Origin of the sequence: Flavobacterium fontis, from assembly GCF_900129405.1 — a bacterium.
Taxonomy (GTDB): Bacteria; Bacteroidota; Bacteroidia; order Flavobacteriales; family Flavobacteriaceae; genus Flavobacterium; species Flavobacterium fontis.
On record NZ_FQVQ01000001.1, the window covers coordinates 263,498 to 281,960 of the forward strand.

Genomic DNA, 18,463 nt, shown 5'->3' on the forward strand with positions numbered 1-18,463 from the left:
TATTTTAGTACATTGTTTTTTTATTATGAAGCGATTACTCTTTTTACTTTTCTTCTGCATCGGAATTCATGCTGTAGCTCAAAACGAGCAATTGGCACAGAATTACTTTGACCGTGGAGAATTTGAGAAAGCCTTGGTGAGCTATGAAGAATTGCTTAAATCGCAACCCCATAATTTTAATTTTTTCCAGCGAACGGTTGAATGCTACCAGCAATTGCAACAATTTGACAAGTCCGAAAAACTCATTCAAAATCGCTTAGACCAATACAAACAAGGCAGTTATTTGGTTGAGTTAGGGTACAATTTCCAATTACAAAAAGAGGCTGACAAAGCCAAAAAGTATTACGAACAAGCCCTGGATAAAATTCGCAAAAACCATAACGAAGTCTATCAAATTGCCTATGGTTTTGATAAAAAAGGGCTTACGGATTACGCTATTCAAGCCTATGAATTGGCAGTGAGTATCGAACCCAAATACAACTTCAATTACCAAATGGCGTTGCTCTACGGGCAAAAAGGGGACATGGATAATATGATCGAGAAGTTCTTGACCGAGTCTTACAACAATCCCCAAAGCTTAGTGATGATTCAAAACCAATTGTCGCGTTTTATGAGCGAAGATGCTTCGGTAACCTTCAACGATGCCTTGCGCAAAGCCTTGTTGGGTCGCATTCAAAAAACTCAAGATTTGTTTTGGAATGACTATCTGAGCTGGTATTACGTGCAACAAAAAGAGTACGGCAAGGCCTTTATACAGCAAAAAGCAATTTATAAACGCAGCCCCGAGTCGTTTTCCAATATTGTCAATTTGGCCCAATTGGCTATGAGTGAAAACGACGAAGATGCCGCCACCGAAATTCTGAACTTTATTCTTGAAAATACCCGCGATTTGGACCTCCAAATCAAAGCCCACACCTATTTGATTGAACTGCAAATCAAGAAAGCGCAACCTGCAGGGTATCCCGCTATTGCAGCCGAATTGGACACGCGTATCAAACAGTTTGGAGTGAGTCCCTATTCGTTATCCTTATTGCAATTGAAAGCGAAGTTTTCGGCTTTTCAGCAAAAAGATACCGAAACCGCCAAAGTCATTTTAAAAAATGCACTCGAAATGCCCTTGAAACGCGAGGAAATTGCTGAGGTAAAAATGGATTTAGCTGCCATATTGTTGTTGGAAGAAAAGTTCAACCAAGCCTTAATCTATTTCGCGCAAGTTGAAAATGAGGGCGGGAATAATCCGTTGGGACAAGAAGCAAGTTTGCGGGTGGCAAAAACGAGTTATTACAAAGGCGATTTCAAATGGGCCGAACACCAATTGGGCGTCTTGAAGTCAGCTTCTACCCAATTAATCGCCAACGACGCGATGGATTTATATTTGCTTATCAGCGACAATACCGTAGCCGATTCGACACAAACGGCTTTGAAAAAGTTTGCCCGGGCTGATTATTTGTTATACCAAAATAAAAAAGCCGAAGCCTTACAAGCTTTTCAGACCATTTTAAAAGAACACAAGGGGCAGGAAATCGAACCCGTAACGCTCTTGCGCATTGGTAAATTGTGGGAAGAACAAAACAATTTTCCCGAAGCCATTGCGAGTTACCGCCAAATCATTGACCAACACAAAGAATGTATCTATGTGGATGAGACGACCTATTTTGCGGCCGAATTATACCAAAAAACAGGAGAAGTCGATAAGGCCAAATCCCTGTATGAAGATATCATTCTCCACCGAGAAGACAGTATTTTTTATGTCGATGCGCAAAAGAAATTTCGTCGATTGCGCGGGGATAAAGAACTATAGGGAGCTATTTAAATATTGAATTATAAATTATAAATGGAAATTTCCATTTAAAAATTGAAGCGGGTATATGATACTATATAATGTTACCATCAATATTCACGAAAGCGTTCACGATCAATGGATGCGTTGGATGCAAACCAAGCATATAAACGATGTCTTGGCTACCGGTAAGTTTTGTTCTGCCCGATTGGTAAAGGTCTTAGTCGAGGAGGAAATGGGAGGAGTAACTTATGCCGTGCAGTATACCACCGATAGCTTGGAAACGTTACAACGCTATTACGATGAAGACGCCTCCCGGTTACGCGAAGAGGGCTATCAATTGTTTGGGGATAAAATGTTGGCGTTTCGAACGGAATTGCAATTAATTTCAGAACATTATCAAAATAATTGATGCCATGGAAGTTCGTTTTACCACCAAAGAAGAAAGCAATGCTCGTCGACAAGCGGATTTTTTGAAGCTTTCCAAAACGGAGCGCGTACTAGCATTTTTTGCCTTGTGTAGACGAATGAAATCCTTCCCCGTAAAATAAAATTCCTCCCCAAAAAAGGACAACTTTTTTAATCATAATTTCTTCTCATGAACCAAGTTAGAGCCAAAAAACATTTAGGGCAACATTTTTTAACCGACGAAACGATTGCCCGTCGTATTGGCGATACCTTGACGTTGGAAGGCTATGATACGGTACTAGAAATCGGACCTGGAATGGGGGTGTTGACCAAGTATTTGTTGGAAAAAGATATCGATACCCATGTGGTCGAAATTGATACCGAATCTGTAGCGTATTTGGAACAACATTATCCCAAATTGCATGGAAAAATTCTATCCAAAGACTTTTTAAAGCACGATTTTTATACCGAGTTTGAAGGAAAGCCTTTTGCCATAACGGGCAATTTCCCCTACAATATTTCGACACAAATTGTTTTTAAAATGCTCGAAATGCGCGATCGAGTGCCTGAATTCTCAGGGATGTTTCAAAAAGAAGTGGCCGAACGGATTTGTGAAAAAAAAGGGAGTAAAACCTATGGTATTCTCTCGGTTTTGGTTCAAGCGTTTTATGAGGCCGAATACTTATTTACCGTTGGTGAACACGTGTTCAATCCGCCGCCCAAAGTCAAATCGGGGGTCTTGCGTTTGGTACGAAAATCCGATTATCGTCTAGCCTGTAATGAGAAAATGCTCTTCAATGTGGTAAAAACTGCCTTTAATCAACGCAGAAAAACGCTACGAAACAGTTTAAAATCCTTAAATTTGCCCGATCCTTTACGGGAAGATGCGGTATTTGATCTTCGTCCAGAACAATTGTCCACCGAAGATTTTATTGCATTGACCCAAAAAATCGAGGCATATGCAGTTTAAAATCAGTAAAGAGTTACTGGATCAAATCAATAATTTGATTCTGCACAATAAGGAGCGTGAGTTACACGACCTCCTTAGCGAACTGCATTATGCCGATATCGCCGAGATCATGGAAGAACTCGACGATACCCAAGCATCCTACATCTTTAGCATTCTCGATTCTGAAAAAACAGCCGATGTGCTGATGGAAATCGATGAAGAACTTCGCGAAAAGATTCTCAAACGCATGTCGGCGAAAGAAATTGCCGAAGAAATTGACGAACTCGATACCGATGATGCGGCCGATATTATTGCCGAACTTCCGCAAAGCAAAAAAGAGGAGGTAATCTCTGAGCTTGAAGACGTTGAACATGCCAAAGACATTGTCGATTTGTTGCGCTACGACGAAGATACGGCCGGAGGTTTGATGGGGAAAGAGTTGGTTAAAGTCAATGAAAATTGGAACGTACTGACCTGCGTCAAAGAAATGCGCTTACAAGCCGAAAACGTCACCCGCGTTCATTCGATTTATGTGGTCGATGATGACAATCGGTTGAAAGGACGCTTATCGTTGAAAGATTTATTGACTACCTCTACGAAAACGCCCATCAGTGAGGTATACATCAAAAAAGTAGATTACGTTCGTGTGAACACTTCCAATACCGAGGTGGCCCGAATCATGCAGAAATACGACTTGGAAGCCATTCCCGTTGTGGATGAAATGGGACGCTTGGTAGGGCGTATCACCATTGATGATATCGTCGACGTGATTAAAGAAGAAGCTGATAAAGATTACCAGTTGGCGGCGGGGATCTCGCAAGACGTCGAGGCAGATGACAGCATTCTGGATTTGACCCGCGCGCGCTTACCTTGGTTAGTTTTGGCTTTGTTCGGCGGTTTTATCTCTGTAGAAATGCTGAGTTTGTTTGAAGGCGCCATGAAAGAACATTACAAATTATTCTTTTTTACCCCCTTGATTGCAGCGATGGCGGGAAATGTAGGCGTACAATCTTCGGCGATTATCGTTCAAGGTTTGGCCAATCAATCCATCAGTGGTTCTATTTTAAATCGCCTCCTTAAAGAAATTTCCCTCAGTTTGCTCAACGGCATAATCCTAGCGTCGATTTTGTTTTTGGGCAGTCATTTTCTTTTGGGCGTTGAGGTGAAAATTGGGGTAATTGTTACCATCGCGTTAGTTTCAGTGATTATCACTGCTTCGCTTATTGGAACCTCTATTCCGTTAATTTTGGATAAGTTTGGGATCGACCCAGCGTTAGCAACGGGCCCGTTTATCACCACGAGCAATGATATTTGCGGGATTTTGATTTACTTTTCCATTGCCCGAATGATTTTGGGCTTCTAGTTCGGTTTCCCTTTTCATATCTTTGTTTCTCACCAATCGCATTTGTTTTGAAGACCAACGCCATTCGCATCCTTCATTTAGATACCAACCATCCGTTGCTTTGGGCGCAATTGGAGGCTGCTGGATTTACCAACGAAGCCGATTATACTTCCGATAAAGCTGCCGTTGAGGCCAAGATTAATCAGTATCATGGGATTGTCATCCGTAGTCGGTTTAACATTGATGTGCAGTTTCTCGAGGCGGCTACCCAGTTGCAGTTTATTGCGCGTGTAGGGGCAGGTTTGGAGAGTATTGATGTTGAATATGCCACACAAAAAGGAGTGCAATTAATCGCAGCCCCCGAAGGCAATCGCAACGCAGTAGGCGAACAAGCCCTAGGCATGCTGTTGTCGCTCATGAATAAGTTAAATCGTGCCGATCGTATGGTCCGTCAAGGCCAATGGGTGCGCGAGGGTAATCGAGGGTATGAGTTGGAAGGAAAAACCGTAGGAATCATAGGCTACGGTAATATGGGAAAATCTTTCGCTCAAAAATTACGCGGCTTTGAAGTGAATGTCCTTTGCTATGATATTCAAGAAAATGTGGGTGATGCTTGCGCACGACAGGTTGATTTAGCGACACTGCAAGCCGAGGCCGATGTAGTAAGCTTACACATCCCCTGGACACCTGAGACCCACAAAATGGTCAACCGCGAATTTATACAAGCCTTTACCAAACCCTTTTGGTTGATCAATACCTCCAGAGGAAAAAATGTGGATACGGCCGATTTGGTTGAAGCCTTGCAAGAAGGAAAAGTGTTAGGCGCTGGATTGGATGTATTGGAATATGAAAAATTATCCTTTGAAAGCTTGTTTACCGACCACCGACCCGAAGCGTTGCAGTATTTATTGGATTCCGAAAATGTGTTGTTAACCCCACATATTGCAGGATGGACGTATGAAAGTCATGAGAAATTAGCCCAAACCATTGTCGATAAAATCAAGCAGCAGTACGGTCTATTCATCCCCCATAAAAGTGCGCCCAATAAAGAGGCCAGTGTAACGGGTATAGGAGGGATATTTTTTAAATCAAAAGACCCAAAAGCGCTGAAATCCTGGTATGCCACGCATTTAGGGATTCCAGTAGACGACTATGGGTGGTCGTTTTGGTGGAAAGATGCTCAAGGAAACGATGCCATGACCCAATGGGCTCCATTTGAGGCAAGCACCCGTTATTTTGAACCCAGTGATAAAGAATTTATGCTCAATTTTCGCGTGCATCACTTGAAGCCATTACTCACCGAATTAGCCGCACAAGGCGTTACTATTATTGGGAATCCAGAAACCTATGACTATGGAACCTTTGCCTGGATTTTGGATCCCGAGGGGCATAAGATTGAACTTTGGGAGCCAATCGATGCGGCATTTCAAGAAAAATAGTTATTTTTAAAACCTATAATTCAAAATCTAATCAACAAAAAAACAAAAATTATGGATTCACAAAAAGTAGACATGTTCATGATGGCCAATTCAAAATTCTTTGAAGCCCATCACTTACCCGCCATTCGCGAGCGTTTGTTAAGTTTGGATGAAACTAAATGGGGAATGGTGCAAACCACACAATATAAAGATCCAACCACCAGTTTAATTATTTCATTGTTGGCAGGTGGATTAGGAATCGACCGCTTTTATGTAGGCGATACGGGATTAGGGATTGCAAAATTACTTACCTGTGGTGGGTTAGGTATTTGGAATATCGTAGACTGGTTTTTGATCATGGGAGTCACTCGTGAGAAAAACATGGAAAATTTCCAAAACGCGATTTACTAATACGTACTGAAAAGTTATGACCCGAAACCGGCTATACACTTGGGTGTTACTGCTCTCCGTTTCGGGTTTTTTGTATCTAGTTTACGCACTTTTTGGCCCTTCGGATGCCCCAATTCATGTTTGTATTTTTAAAAACATAACTGGCTATCCGTGCCCCTCTTGTGGGACTACGCGGTCACTAATTGCGCTGTTTCACGGTAATTTTGCGGAAGCGATTTACAAAAATCCCTTGGGCTATGTGATGGCTTTGGTTATTCTTACCGTTCCTCTTTGGGTGCTCCGTGATGTGCTCACTCAAAAAGCTGATTTTTTTATTTTTTATGGCAAAATTGAAGCTTTTTTTACCCAGCGTATTCCTATGCTCCTGGGAATTGGCTTAATTTTTGCCTTGTGGATGTGGAATATTTATAAAGCATTATGATACAAACCGTTCAATTTCCCTACAAACCTTCTGAGCACGAGGCTGAAAAGGCTTCCAACAGTTATTTGATGTCTCTGGTTGCTTTGGTCGCCGGACTACCGCTGCCCATCATCAATTTAATTGCCACATTTTTCTTTTACATTGCCAATCGAAAAGGCACTTATTATGTGCGTTGGCATTGCACGCAGGCGTTATTTTCGCAAGCGGCGTTATTGTGTATGAATAGTTTTGGATTCTGGTGGACCATCGACATTATTTTTTATAATCATCCGGTGAGTAGTACCTATTTTGCCTATTTATTTACGGTAATTATTTTCAATATCACCGAGTTTATTTCAACCATTTACTTGGCGGTCAACACCCGAAAAGGAAAGCATATCGAATTGTGGTTTTTTGGCCCTTTAACCAATTTAATCTGTAAACCCGATGGCACAAAATAAAGTTATTTTACAAGGCGTTGTTTTACTCGCACTCTTTTTTGGTCTCTTTTTTGGCTTGCGTCAAATCGATTTTGTCAAGGTTTTTCATATTCGACAAACGCAATTGAATACCGCATCAAAGTTGGGCGACTTACTTTGGGAACAGGTCGAAGAAACCGAAGTTATCATTCATAACGATACGCTTCAAAAGACCTTGGATTCATTGATGCAACCCCTATTGGAAGCCAATGATATTCCGAAGGATTCCATTCGTTTGCATTTGATTGAAAACGATGCTGTAAATGCATTTGCCATGCCCAACAACCATTTGGTGGTGTATACGGGTTTAATTAAAGCCTGTACCAAACAAGAGTCGGTGCAAGGCGTATTGGCGCACGAAGTAGCGCACATTCGTAAGAATCATGTGATGCAAAAGTTGTCAAAAGAAATCGGATTGAGTGTGTTGCTAGGTGCCACGGGAAATAATGGCGCACTCATTCGTGAAATCATCAAAACCTTATCCTCTACGGCCTATGATCGCGCTCTGGAAAAAGAAGCCGATTTGACCGCCGTAGATTATATGATGAAGGCAAAGATTAATCCGCAACCTTTGGCTGATTTTATGTACCAGTTAGCCCAAGAACGCTCTCTTCCCGACGGTTTTGGTTGGATTTCAACCCACCCCGAGTCGGAAGATCGTGCCGCTTACATCCTCGATTATGTGAAAGGAAAAAAACTAGGCAATCGCCAGGTGCTTAAACCCAACGATTGGGAAGCATTCAAACGACAAATCGAAGAAAATCATTAAAAAAAATACCTGACTTTTTGGTCAGGTATTTTTGTATTTAAGGCGCGGGATTCGGATGCCGTTCTTGAATTTTTTCAATTTCACCGCATAGTTCTTTCGACAACACCACCGAAAAAGCCGCGAGGTTTTCTTCCAACTGACGGACACTTGTCGCACCGATAATGGTTGAGGTTACAAACTGTTGTTGATGCGTAAAAGCAAGTGCCATTTGTGTGAGTGTTAACCCCTGTTTTTCGGCCAATTCTTTATACAAACGCGTAGCTGTAAAACAGTTTTCGTTGGTATATCGTGTAAAATTGGGGAACAATTTCATCCGCGATTGGTCGGGATAACCGTTAAGGTATTTGCCCGTTAGAAATCCAAAGGCCAAGGGTGAATACGCCAACAAGCCGACTCCTTCACGGTAGCATAATTCGCTCAACCCCACTTCATACAGGCGATTAAGTAACGAATAGGGATTTTGAATGGTGACAATGCGCGGCAATCCATGGCGCTCACTTTCTTGCAAAAAGCGAACGACGCCAAAAGGATTTTCATTCGAAACACCAATATGTTTGATTTTACCATCTTTAATCAGACCGTCAAAAACCTGTAGAACTTCTAGCGTACTGTCGTGCCATTGGGTATCAAATTCGGTCAATCCCCGTTTGCCAAACATATTCATAATCCGCTCAGGCCAATGCAATTGATACAGGTCAATGTAGTCGGTTTGTAGGTTCTTCAAACTTAAATCAACCGCTTCATGCAGACTCTTTTTGGAAAAATCTAAGGGTTGCCGAATGTATTCCATCCCGCGATTGGGTCCGGCGATTTTGGTGGCAAGGACCAACTTTTCCCGTTCACTCGCTCCAATTTTCTTAATCCATGTCCCAATAAAGCGTTCCGTACTGCCAAAAATTTGCGCATTTCCACCAATAGGATACATTTCGGCTGTATCAATAAAGTTAATTCCATTGGCGATAGCACAATCCAACTGACTGTGGGCTTCCGCTTCTGTATTTTGATTGCCAAAAGTCATGGTGCCGAGGCAAACGGTGCTCACCTCAAGCTCAGTATGGGGTAGATGGGTGTAGGTCATCATGGTTATTATAATTCTTCCAACATTTTGGAGATTTCATCCAATTTTGGGGTCAGGATGATTTCAATACGTCGGTTTTTCGCTTTTCCTTCAGCGGTGGTATTGGGTTGCAAAGGCGCGTATTCCCCACGTCCTGCAGCGGTTAAGTTTTGACGGTTAATGTCCTTATTTTCCGAAAGAATATTGACAATCGCGGTGGCACGTTTGGTCGATAAGTCCCAATTACTTTCGATGCCGCCGCCAATGTTTCCTAAGATTTTATCATCATCGGTATGTCCTTCAATTAATACCGAAATTTCAGGGTTTTGGGCCAAAACTTTACCCAATTCGACTACGGCTTTTTTTCCTTCAACACCGACAGCCCAGCTTCCGGTTTGGAACAATAATTTGTTTTCCATCGAAACGTATACTTTTCCGTTTTTCTGTTCAATGGTCAATCCTTTTCCTTCAAAAGCATTTAAGGCACGAGAAAGGTTGTCTTTCAAACGTTTCATATTGGCATCTTTAGCCGCAATGTAAGCTTCCAATTCGTTGAGTCGTTTGGAGCTGGCTTCCAATTCGCCCCGTAATTTATTCAAACGTTCTTGCTCAGCAGCCATGGCTTTTTCTTTGGCTTCCAATTGCGCCAACAGCTCACGATTTTTGTTGATGTTGTTGCTCAAAGCTTCATTGCTGTCTTTTTCCAAGGCCGAATAAGCCGCTTGTAAATTCTTTAGGCTTTTTTCAGAAGCGCTGAGTTCGGTTTGAAGTTTATCGCGATCTGCTTTCAGTTTGTCATACTCTGCTTTCAGTTTGGCCGCATCGGTTTCTAACTGTCCCTTCGCTTTTTGTAACTTTTCATTTTCATCTGAAATCTGACGATTTTCTTTTTTCAAATCGGCGTATTTGCTCTCCAACTCGTTATAAATTTTCTTAGAGACACATGAGGTAGTTAAGGCCACCAAGGTAAAACCTAAAAACACTTTTTTTATCATAATCATTTATTTATGGGGTTTGTTTGTGTTCAATTTCGACAACAATAGGACAGTGGTCTGAATGTTTCGCTTCGGGTAAAATTACAGCCCGTTGTAAGCGGTCACGCAACGATTCACTGACCAAGTTGTAATCAATGCGCCACCCTTTATTGTTATTGCGGGCATTGGCGCGGTAACTCCACCAACTATATTGATGCGGTTCTTTGTTAAAATGACGGAAACTATCGATAAATCCCGACTTCATAAAGGCATCCAACCAAGCGCGTTCTTCGGGCAAAAATCCAGAAACCGTGGCATTGCGAATCGGATCATGGATATCGATGGCTTGGTGACAAATGTTGTAATCCCCACCAATCACCAAGTTGGGAACGGTTTGTTTGAGCGTATTGATATAGGCTTGGAAATCGTCCATGTATTTGAACTTATGGTCCAAGCGTTCGCTATTGGTTCCCGAAGGAAGATACAAACTCATTATCGAAAGATCACCAAAATCGGCACGAAGGTTACGTCCTTCAAAATCCATGTGCGCAATACCTGTCCCATACACGACATTGTCGGGTTTACTTTTGGATAAAATCGCTACTCCGCTGTAGCCCTTTTTTTGTGCTGGAAAATAGTATTGATAGGGATAACCTGCCGCTGTAATGGCATCGGTTGGAATTTGATCCTCAGTAGCTTTAATCTCCTGAAGGCAAATTACATCAGGGTTGGCGTGTTGCAACCAATCAAGAAATCCTTTGGTGATAGCCGCTCGAATTCCATTGACATTGTAAGAGATAATTTTCATGAATGGGTCAAAAATCGTTTAGGAAAGGCGTTCCTTTTGTACGTTGTTCAAAAATAGGTAATTCAAGGAAACTCTTTGAGCGATGTGGAAAAATTATAATAAATGTTTAACCTTTTTGGGGAAAAGGGGATTTTTTAAAATGGGGATTACGAAGAATTGTTATCTTTGTTTTTTTACAAAACAGATACAATAAAACAACTCCATGGGTTTAGTTACAGCGAAAGAAGTAGCCAAAGCAATTAATGCCGACAAATACGGAGTATTGGGGACATTTGCAGGATGGTTGTTGATGAAAGTTTTGAAAATTTCTACACTGAATAAAATCTACGATCGCAATAAACATCTCAGTGAACTTGATTTTTTGAATGCGATTTTGGATGAGTTTGAAATCAAATTCGAAATTCCCGAAGAAGATTTAAAGCGATTGCCCAAAGACGGCGCTTATATTACGATTTCCAACCATCCATTAGGCGGAATTGACGGGATATTGTTGTTGAAACTGATGCTGGAGCGGGAACCCAATTTCAAAATCATAGCCAACTTTTTATTGCACCGTATCGAACCGATGAAACCGTATATCATGCCGGTTAATCCGTTTGAGAATCACAAAGATGCCAAGTCGAGCGTGGTGGGAATTAAAGAAACATTACGTCATTTAAGCGATGGCAAACCTTTAGGAATGTTCCCCGCAGGTGAAGTTTCAACTTACAAAGACGGGAAATTAGTGGTTGATAAAGAATGGGAAGAAGGCGCGATTAAAGTCATCCGAAAAGCCCAAGTCCCTGTTGTTCCTATTTATTTTCACGCTCAAAATAGTAAGCTTTTCTATTTGCTTTCCAAAATTAGCGACACCTTGCGAACGGCCAAATTGCCTTCGGAACTGCTAACGCAAAAAGGGCGAGTGATTAAAGTGCGTATCGGAAAACCTATTCCTGTAGCCGAACAAAACGAACACGGAAGCTTAGAGGAATACTCCGAATTTTTACGGCGAAAAACCTATATGTTGGCCAATTCCTTTGACGACGAAAGTAAGTTTCAATCCTTGCATGCGTTGAAGCCTTCCAAAAACGTCAAACAGATTGCACATCCTGCCAATCACGATAAAATACTCGAAGATATTGCTGAAGTCCGCAAAGGCGATTACCGCTTGCTGCAAAGTAAAAACTATGAAGTCTTTTTGGTCTCGGCCGATAAGATTCCCAATATTCTTCATGAAATTGGTCGCCTTCGGGAAATTACGTTTCGGGAAGTAGGAGAGGGCACGAATGAATCCTTAGACCTCGATAAATTTGACAAGTACTACCAGCATATGTTCTTGTGGGATGAAGAAACCCAACGCATAGCTGGAGCGTATCGTATGGGATTGGGAAGTGAAATTTTTCCGCAATACGGTATCGATGGGTTTTACCTCAACGATTTGTTTCGCTTTGAACCCGAATTGTATCCCATGATGGCGCAATCCATCGAAATGGGTCGCGCGTTTATTATCAAAGAATACCAACAAAAACCCATGCCGTTATTTTTGTTGTGGAAAGGGATTGTGCATACCACTTTGCGTCACCCCGAACACAAGTATTTGATTGGCGGTGTCAGTATCAGCAATCAGTTTACCGAATTCTCAAAGTCGTTGATGATTGAGTTTATGAAGTCGCATTACTATGATCCGTATGTGGCGCAGTACATTCATCCCAAGATGGAGTATAAGGTAAAATTGAAAGATGCCGACAAGGATTTTGTTTTTAATGAAGCCGAAGCCGATTTGAACAAATTTGATAAAATTATTGATGAAATCGAACCGGGGAATCTGCGTTTACCCGTTTTAATTAAAAAGTATATTAAACAAAATGCACGCGTGATTGCGTTTAATGTTGACCCATTGTTTAATAACGCTGTCGATGGGTTGATGTATATCCGCATCGCCGATTTACCAGAAAGTACGGTGAAACCCGTAATGGAGGAATTCCAAGCGGAACTTGAACGAAAAATGGGGGAGCGATAATCCTCAAAGAGAATAAAAAAAGCCCTTTCATTAAAGGGCTTTTTGATTTTTATTCGCGAATGATTTTCTCCGTATACCGTAGGCCGTCTTTTTCTATTTGCAAGAAATAGAGCCCAGGCGTTAAACGGCTCATGTCGATGGTTTGCAACGTGCTTTGCTCCGGTTGAATCGTTTGTATAATTTTCCCAGAAACATCCAAAAGCGTCAAGGTTTGCAAAGCATAATGTTTGGGATTATTCAAGACAACCGTTCCTCGAGAGGGATTGGGAGCCACAGAGATCCCTAGAGCGGCAAATGTCTGTGAACCCAATGAGGTGTCGATGATGCGGAACAACGACGATCCTCCCGTAATGTACAATTCGCCATTCACATCTTCACCAAAAGAAGTAAAGAAGTTGTTCCCATTAAAATAGGGGGTATAGGTAATCGCCCCCGTTGTGATATTGAGAATCCCCATGCGGTTTTGGCAATAGTCGGCAAAATAGTACTTGTTTAACATATTGGGGTATAAGGTGCCCGTATACACAAAGCCACCAGTAATCGAACAGCCTCCTGTAGCCGCGTGGGTATACTCGGCAAAAGGCGCAATCATCCCCGCAGTATTGCTGCAGGCACTGTATACTACGGAACCTTCAAAACATTTCCATCCAAAATTTAATCCCGTATTGGGAAGCGGCGAGGGAATACGATTGATTTCTTCTACTTCATTTTGACCCACATCGGCAATCCATAAATCGCCGTTCAATCGATTAAAAGAGAACTTCCACGGATTGCGTAATCCCAACGCCCATATTTCTTGTTTTCCATTTTCATTCACAAAAGGATTCGTCGGAGGATACCCATAATTCAAAGAACCCGCTGTGGTATTGACATCCAAGCGCAACATTTTACCTAAATATACTCGCGAAGGCGCGGTGAGGTTCACTTGAAGATTTTGTGCAAAATTTTGCGGATCGCCACCACTACCGCCATCACCCATACCGATGTATAAGTAGCCATCAGGACCAAATTTTAACGTACCGCCATTGTGGTTGGAAAAGGGTTGATCAATGGTCATTAGTATCGTTCCTGTTGGATTGGCCACATTAGGGTCGGTGCTGCTCACAGTATATCGAGCAATAACTGTATCGCCAACGGTGTTTGTGTAGTTGATAAAAAATTGACCGTTGGTCGCGTAATTCGGATGAAATGCTAAGCCCAACAACCCTTGTTCCCCACTGCTCACAGTAAGCGAGGAAACATTCAAGAAAGGCGTCGCTAACACGGCATTATTTTGAACAATACGAATCAATCCGCCTTTTTGAACAATAAACAAGCGTGAATCGCCACAATGGGTAATTTCAACAGCATTACTAAGTCCCGTGACCACGGTTTGTAAGGCAATAGTCTGTGCTGAGGTGATGCATCCCCAGCCCATCAGTAGTGAAAATAGTATTTTTTTCATTGCGTACTTTAATTTGTCGAAAGATACAAAAAAATGATAAGGGTTTGATTGTCAATAAAAAATCCCGAGTTTCCCCGGGATTCTTGGCATAAAAATGTGTGTTTAGGTTAGGCTTATAAATTGTCGATGATTTTGTCTTTGGGATAGCGCACCTTATAACTGATCCGTATTTTTTTGGATTCGTTGGGCGCCAATTTGAGATCCCAAGTCATGAAACCTGTTTCTGGGTTGACCGATGCTTTGCCGTCTTCCAGTAATTCTATGGTAATGTCTTTATCCGAACTCAACGGGTGCTGGTCTTTTAAAGTCAGATTAATTTCTTCTTTTTTATTATTGCGTATGGTGATGTCATACGTAAATGTTTGCTCTTTGTAGGAAGACAAAAACTTGGTACCCGATTTATCGACCACTTTCTCGCGTTTGATGGAAATCTTTTTATCCCGACCCATGCTCAAACTCAAAGTGTCTCCCGTTTGCTCCGGATTGATGAAGGTTTTGCCCACATTCATTTCTTCAAAAACTATATTGGCCTCGCCTGGTAACAAATTGTACTGGCCGTAGTTGTCAATTTTAGCCAGCAAATACGCTTCTTTCTCCAATCGTGGCGCACTGTAGAATTTGTAAGTGGCCGGAATCTGGATTTCTTTTAATGATACACTGTGCATTTTTCCATTGGACAACACATCATACGGAATGTCAATGTCGAAGGTTACATTCAGTTGGGATTCGGAGATTTGGGTATAATCGTCGATTGTACCATCTTGATCTCCATTTCGGAAATTAGTTGTATCGTTTTCAAAATTCTTTTTCAATTCCTCATTTTTTTTAGCACGAGTATACATATTACTTTGAGGTATATTTGAAAAAAACCCTACGCCTGCTCCAGATCCACTTCCAGATTCCTGATACCTCAAAAACCACGCTTGTTGCAACGGAGCTTCGTTACTTTGGTTGGGGTTGCCGCTCGACAAACTCATTTTGATTTTTTTCCAATCGATGCCGGTCGATTGCCAAACTTGGGCTTTGTACAGCAATTGAATGGGGTCTTTAATGCTGTTGGCACGTAAGTCATACATGGGTTTCCAACCCGCACTGTTGGTGATGTACGAAAAATTCAAGGTGACAGTACCCGCGATTTCGTTTAGGACTTGTACCACCAATTTCCCTTTCGACATTTTTTCTTCCTTGGCGGTATTCAATTGCAAACGCGCATTTAAGTTGGCCAAGGTCTTATTCCACTTGGTTTCTTTTTCTTTGAAGACTTCAATTTGGTTGTCGAGTTCGATGCGTTTCGCTTTATAATACTCCACCATTTTCATCAACTCGGCGGTATTCAAACCCGAATTGGCGCCGCCCACTTGTTGGTTGTTGTCGAGGAGTCCGATGGTTTGTTGGTGGGTGTAGATTTGAATTTGGACTTTCTTAATTTCTTTCTTAACGATTTCAATACTGTCGCGCACTTTTTTAATCGCGGGATTGCTTTCGTCAATTTCGTATTCGGAGATGTAATTTTTAGTAAACTGCACCGACATTACGGTTACCGACTTCGGAGCTTTGATTTGCAACGTATTCTCGTTGATGTAATCGGCTACATTTTTTATTACGATTTCGCTATTCCCAACAGGCAAATTGAGTTGGGCGGAATGCTGCAGTTCTGCGCCGTTAAAGTATACCGTGGCACCTTGTGTTTTGGCGGTGGTAAACAAGGGTTTTTGGGCCAAGATACTCACAGGAAGGAGCAACAGCCAAAGAATATTTTTCATGTTTGGTTTTCGGTTGGTTAAGGGTATTAACGTCGGTTTCATGATTTCTATTGTTTTGAAATTATAATTTTCCAATCGATTTGTTTTTATCGTAACGAACGGTATAGCTAAACCGCACCTTTTTGGTTTCGTTGGGTTGCAATGCGATATTCCACCGTAAAAAGCCTTTATCTGTGTTGACTGAAGCTTTTCCGTCGTTGGTGAGTTCGATCAAAATACTGGAATCATTGCTCAACGGATATTGATCGCGAAGGTCAACCGTAACCGCTTCCTTTTTGTTGTTTCGAAGGGTGATTTCATACGTAAATTGCTGTTCTTTTTGAGACGACAAGAACTTAGTCGCTGATTTTGCTTTCACTTTTTCGCGTAGCACGTTGATTTTTTTATCCCGACCCAAACACACACGCAACGAATCTTGGGTTTCATTCGGATTGAGTTGGGTAGTCCCCACAACAGTATCGTCAAAATACAATTGGGTGGTTCCTGGCAGCAGATTATATTTTCCGAAATCAGTGATCTCCGCCATTAAAAACACATCCTTATTCATTTTTGGTACGGAATAAAATTGGTAGTTGGCCGGAATCTCAAGATTTTTGATTTCGATACCGTGTTTCTTTCCATTGGATAAAATAGCATACGGCAAATCAATGTCAAACGAAACGTTGAGTTCCCGTTCTACTACTTCGGTATAATCGGAAACGTTTTGTTTGGTAGTGATAATAATTACTCCGTTAGTACCTCGATTGCCATAAATTGCTACTGCACTTGCATCTTTTAACATTTCCACACTTTTTACAGCTTGAGGCGGAAGACTCCTGAAATCTTCTGCACTGGTTGGCTTTCCATCGATGATGTACAAAGGATCCGTGTTTCCACTAATGGTACTTGCTCCCCGAATTATCACTGCACTTTTTGCACCAGGATTTCCAGTTGCCCCTGTGATATTCACACCGGCTAGTTGTCCTTGTAAAGTTTGTGTCAAATTGGCATTCGGTTGCATCGTAATTTTTTCTTTCTTTCCATACGGATTGCGGTAAACCAACGTCCACGCTTGTTGTAACGGCGCTTCATGTTGGGTAGCCGGATTCCCGTTGGAGAGGGTAAGTTTGATTTTGTTCCAATCAATGCCTGTGGTTTGCCACAACTGACTTTTCATCGTCAATGCCAAAGGTTGGGTGAGAGAAGTCGCTTTGAGGTCGTACGTAGGTTCCCAACCTGCTAAGTTTGTCGTGTAGGATATTTGAATCGGATACGTTCCCGCTTGTGTCGTGTTGAGATACAACACCAACTGTCCTTTCGATTTAACGGATGAATTGGGTTTGGGGGTTAATTGCTGGTTCCAAAAATCCAATTGCTTTTGGTACTTGATTTGCTTTTCACCCAAAATATAGGCATCCCAAGACAGTTCGTAGAGTTTGGATTGATAATACAACGAATAATTTGCCAATTGTTGGGTCACAATCCCCATATTGTCACCACTCAGCTTAGTGTTAGCGTTCAACAAGGCAATTGTTTTTTCTACAGCTCCTTTTTGAATGATTATGGATTGGAGTTTGGATTGGAAAAAGCGAATGCTGTCGTGGACTTTGGCGAGTTCGGGACGTTCGTATTCGGGGTCAAATTCGGTGGCGTAGTGTTGCGTAAATTGAGTGGCTAAAACAGTTACCGACTTCGGAGCACTAATGCGTAAAGAAGACTCATCTAATTCGTTGGCTATGTTTGAAATCACCAATTCGATAGTTCCTTCAGGCAACGTTACGGTTGTTTTATGATGAAGTTCGGCGCCCGCGAAGTAAACAGTAGCTGATTGTAGTTCGGCTTGCGCAAAAACGGGACGCTGTGCCCATAATGAATAGGAACAAAAAATAAGGAGTAGTAGGGTTTTCATGGCTAATTTTTTAACTGGAAATAATATTCTTTTCGGTGGTACCAACTCGATTGATTACCGTTCGGATAACTATGTACATAGCGTAAACAGATACGATTATCGCGTAAGGAAAACACCACCCATTTGCCATTATAAGGGGCGCCGCGTGCTTCTGAAAGTAAGTTGACCATGAGCGGATTGTCACTGTAAATTAGCGCCGCTTGATGGGGTGATTTTGTGAAATCCAAAAGGGTTTGCCCCACTAGAGTGTTGCCGGGTGTGCCTACATAAACCTCTGAAATATTTATTCGGTGGTTGGGACTGTGTTCGTGCCAACCGGAATGATAGTAATAAAGCAGTTCCCATTGGCTTTGGGGTGTAATTTTTTCGTCCTTCTCTTTTTTGGGATTGGAGTTCCATACCGCAATTGTCGCCAAATCCCGTTTGATGATATCAGGATCGGTAATACGGGTTAAGTATTTCTCCAAAGGAGTATCGCTTTGGGTAAAACTCCAAAGGATAAGACACAACGGAAGGAAAACTAGTTTTTTCATACAATGGCTTTTTTACAAAGAGGAGCCATTGAAGTAAAAGG

At 41.8% G+C, this 18,463-nt stretch carries 17 protein-coding genes and 1 pseudogene; 11 read left to right on the plus strand and 7 right to left on the minus strand.

The genetic code is table 11. The annotated features are described in order from the left end of the window. The first annotated feature begins 25 nt into the window (after positions 1–25). From BUC17_RS01210 to BUC17_RS01250, 10 genes and pseudogenes are all read left to right on the plus strand, one after another. Entirely contained in the window at positions 26–1,801 is a 1,776-nt protein-coding gene (locus BUC17_RS01210) for a tetratricopeptide repeat protein (protein ID WP_073360647.1), read from the plus strand. A 67-nt stretch (positions 1,802–1,868) separates the two neighbouring features. After that, positions 1,869–2,192: a DUF4286 family protein gene (locus BUC17_RS01215; protein ID WP_073360648.1), complete on the plus strand. Its 324-nt coding sequence runs from the start codon at positions 1,869–1,871 to the stop codon at positions 2,190–2,192. A gap of 186 nt (positions 2,193–2,378) precedes the next feature. Beyond that, positions 2,379–3,158, plus strand: coding sequence for a 16S rRNA (adenine(1518)-N(6)/adenine(1519)-N(6))-dimethyltransferase RsmA (gene rsmA / locus BUC17_RS01220; RefSeq protein WP_073360649.1), 780 nt, complete (start codon positions 2,379–2,381; stop codon positions 3,156–3,158). After that, the gene (gene mgtE / locus BUC17_RS01225; RefSeq protein WP_073360651.1) at positions 3,148–4,500 is read left to right on the plus strand and encodes a magnesium transporter; all 1,353 of its coding nucleotides are present in this window, start codon (positions 3,148–3,150) and stop codon (positions 4,498–4,500) included. Before rsmA ends, mgtE begins: the two co-directional genes overlap by 11 nt. Positions 4,501–4,547: 47 nt before the next feature. Beyond that, a pseudogene (locus tag BUC17_RS01230) lies at positions 4,548–5,492 on the plus strand (2-hydroxyacid dehydrogenase); the annotation flags it as partial. 63 nt (positions 5,493–5,555) lie between these two features. Next, a complete protein-coding gene (locus BUC17_RS14310) occupies positions 5,556–5,918 on the plus strand; it encodes a VOC family protein (protein ID WP_394334041.1) in 363 nt (120 codons plus the stop codon). Positions 5,919–5,969: 51 nt separating this feature from the next. After that, positions 5,970–6,308: a TM2 domain-containing protein gene (locus tag BUC17_RS01235; protein WP_073360652.1), complete on the plus strand. Its 339-nt coding sequence runs from the start codon at positions 5,970–5,972 to the stop codon at positions 6,306–6,308. A gap of 16 nt (positions 6,309–6,324) precedes the next feature. Further along, a complete protein-coding gene (locus tag BUC17_RS01240) occupies positions 6,325–6,729 on the plus strand; it encodes a DUF2752 domain-containing protein (RefSeq protein ID WP_073360653.1) in 405 nt (134 codons plus the stop codon). Beyond that, positions 6,726–7,169 (plus strand): hypothetical protein, encoded by a 444-nt coding sequence (locus BUC17_RS01245; RefSeq protein ID WP_073360654.1) that lies wholly within the window; start codon positions 6,726–6,728, stop codon positions 7,167–7,169. The genes BUC17_RS01240 and BUC17_RS01245 overlap by 4 nt, the downstream gene beginning before the upstream one ends. Beyond that, positions 7,156–7,956: a M48 family metallopeptidase gene (locus tag BUC17_RS01250; protein WP_073360656.1), complete on the plus strand. Its 801-nt coding sequence runs from the start codon at positions 7,156–7,158 to the stop codon at positions 7,954–7,956. The genes BUC17_RS01245 and BUC17_RS01250 overlap by 14 nt, the downstream gene beginning before the upstream one ends. 37 nt (positions 7,957–7,993) lie before the next feature. Here BUC17_RS01250 and BUC17_RS01255 read toward each other — a convergent pair whose 3' ends face one another. Genes BUC17_RS01255 through BUC17_RS01265 form a run of 3 tightly spaced genes read right to left on the minus strand, consistent with a single transcriptional unit; the run spans position 7,994 to position 10,795 of the window. After that, positions 7,994–9,034, minus strand: coding sequence for an aldo/keto reductase (locus tag BUC17_RS01255; protein WP_073360658.1), 1,041 nt, complete (start codon positions 9,032–9,034; stop codon positions 7,994–7,996). A gap of 8 nt (positions 9,035–9,042) precedes the next feature. Further along, positions 9,043–10,008, minus strand: a complete 966-nt coding sequence (locus BUC17_RS01260; RefSeq protein ID WP_073361181.1) for an OmpA/MotB family protein — start codon at positions 10,006–10,008, stop codon at positions 9,043–9,045. A gap of 10 nt (positions 10,009–10,018) precedes the next feature. Beyond that, a complete protein-coding gene (locus BUC17_RS01265) occupies positions 10,019–10,795 on the minus strand; it encodes an exodeoxyribonuclease III (RefSeq protein WP_073360661.1) in 777 nt (258 codons plus the stop codon). A 202-nt stretch (positions 10,796–10,997) separates the two neighbouring features. On the opposite strand from BUC17_RS01265, the gene BUC17_RS01270 reads away from it, so the two are divergent. Then, the gene (locus tag BUC17_RS01270) at positions 10,998–12,794 is read left to right on the plus strand and encodes a GNAT family N-acyltransferase (RefSeq protein WP_073360663.1); all 1,797 of its coding nucleotides are present in this window, start codon (positions 10,998–11,000) and stop codon (positions 12,792–12,794) included. 49 nt (positions 12,795–12,843) lie between these two features. On the opposite strand, the gene BUC17_RS01275 is transcribed toward BUC17_RS01270, so the two are convergent. From BUC17_RS01275 to BUC17_RS01290, 4 genes are all read right to left on the minus strand, one after another. After that, positions 12,844–14,238 carry a PQQ-dependent sugar dehydrogenase gene (locus BUC17_RS01275; protein ID WP_073360664.1) on the minus strand — a complete coding sequence of 465 codons (1,395 nt, stop codon included), beginning with the start codon at positions 14,236–14,238 and terminating at the stop codon, positions 12,844–12,846. A 113-nt stretch (positions 14,239–14,351) separates the two neighbouring features. Beyond that, a complete protein-coding gene (locus BUC17_RS01280; RefSeq protein ID WP_234977666.1) occupies positions 14,352–16,043 on the minus strand; it encodes a DUF4139 domain-containing protein in 1,692 nt (563 codons plus the stop codon). 19 nt (positions 16,044–16,062) lie between these two features. After that, entirely contained in the window at positions 16,063–17,889 is a 1,827-nt protein-coding gene (locus BUC17_RS01285) for a DUF4139 domain-containing protein (RefSeq protein WP_073360665.1), read from the minus strand. A 2-nt stretch (positions 17,890–17,891) separates the two neighbouring features. Further along, positions 17,892–18,422, minus strand: a complete 531-nt coding sequence (locus BUC17_RS01290) for a hypothetical protein (RefSeq protein WP_073360667.1) — start codon at positions 18,420–18,422, stop codon at positions 17,892–17,894. Between the last annotated feature and the right edge of the window lie 41 nt (positions 18,423–18,463).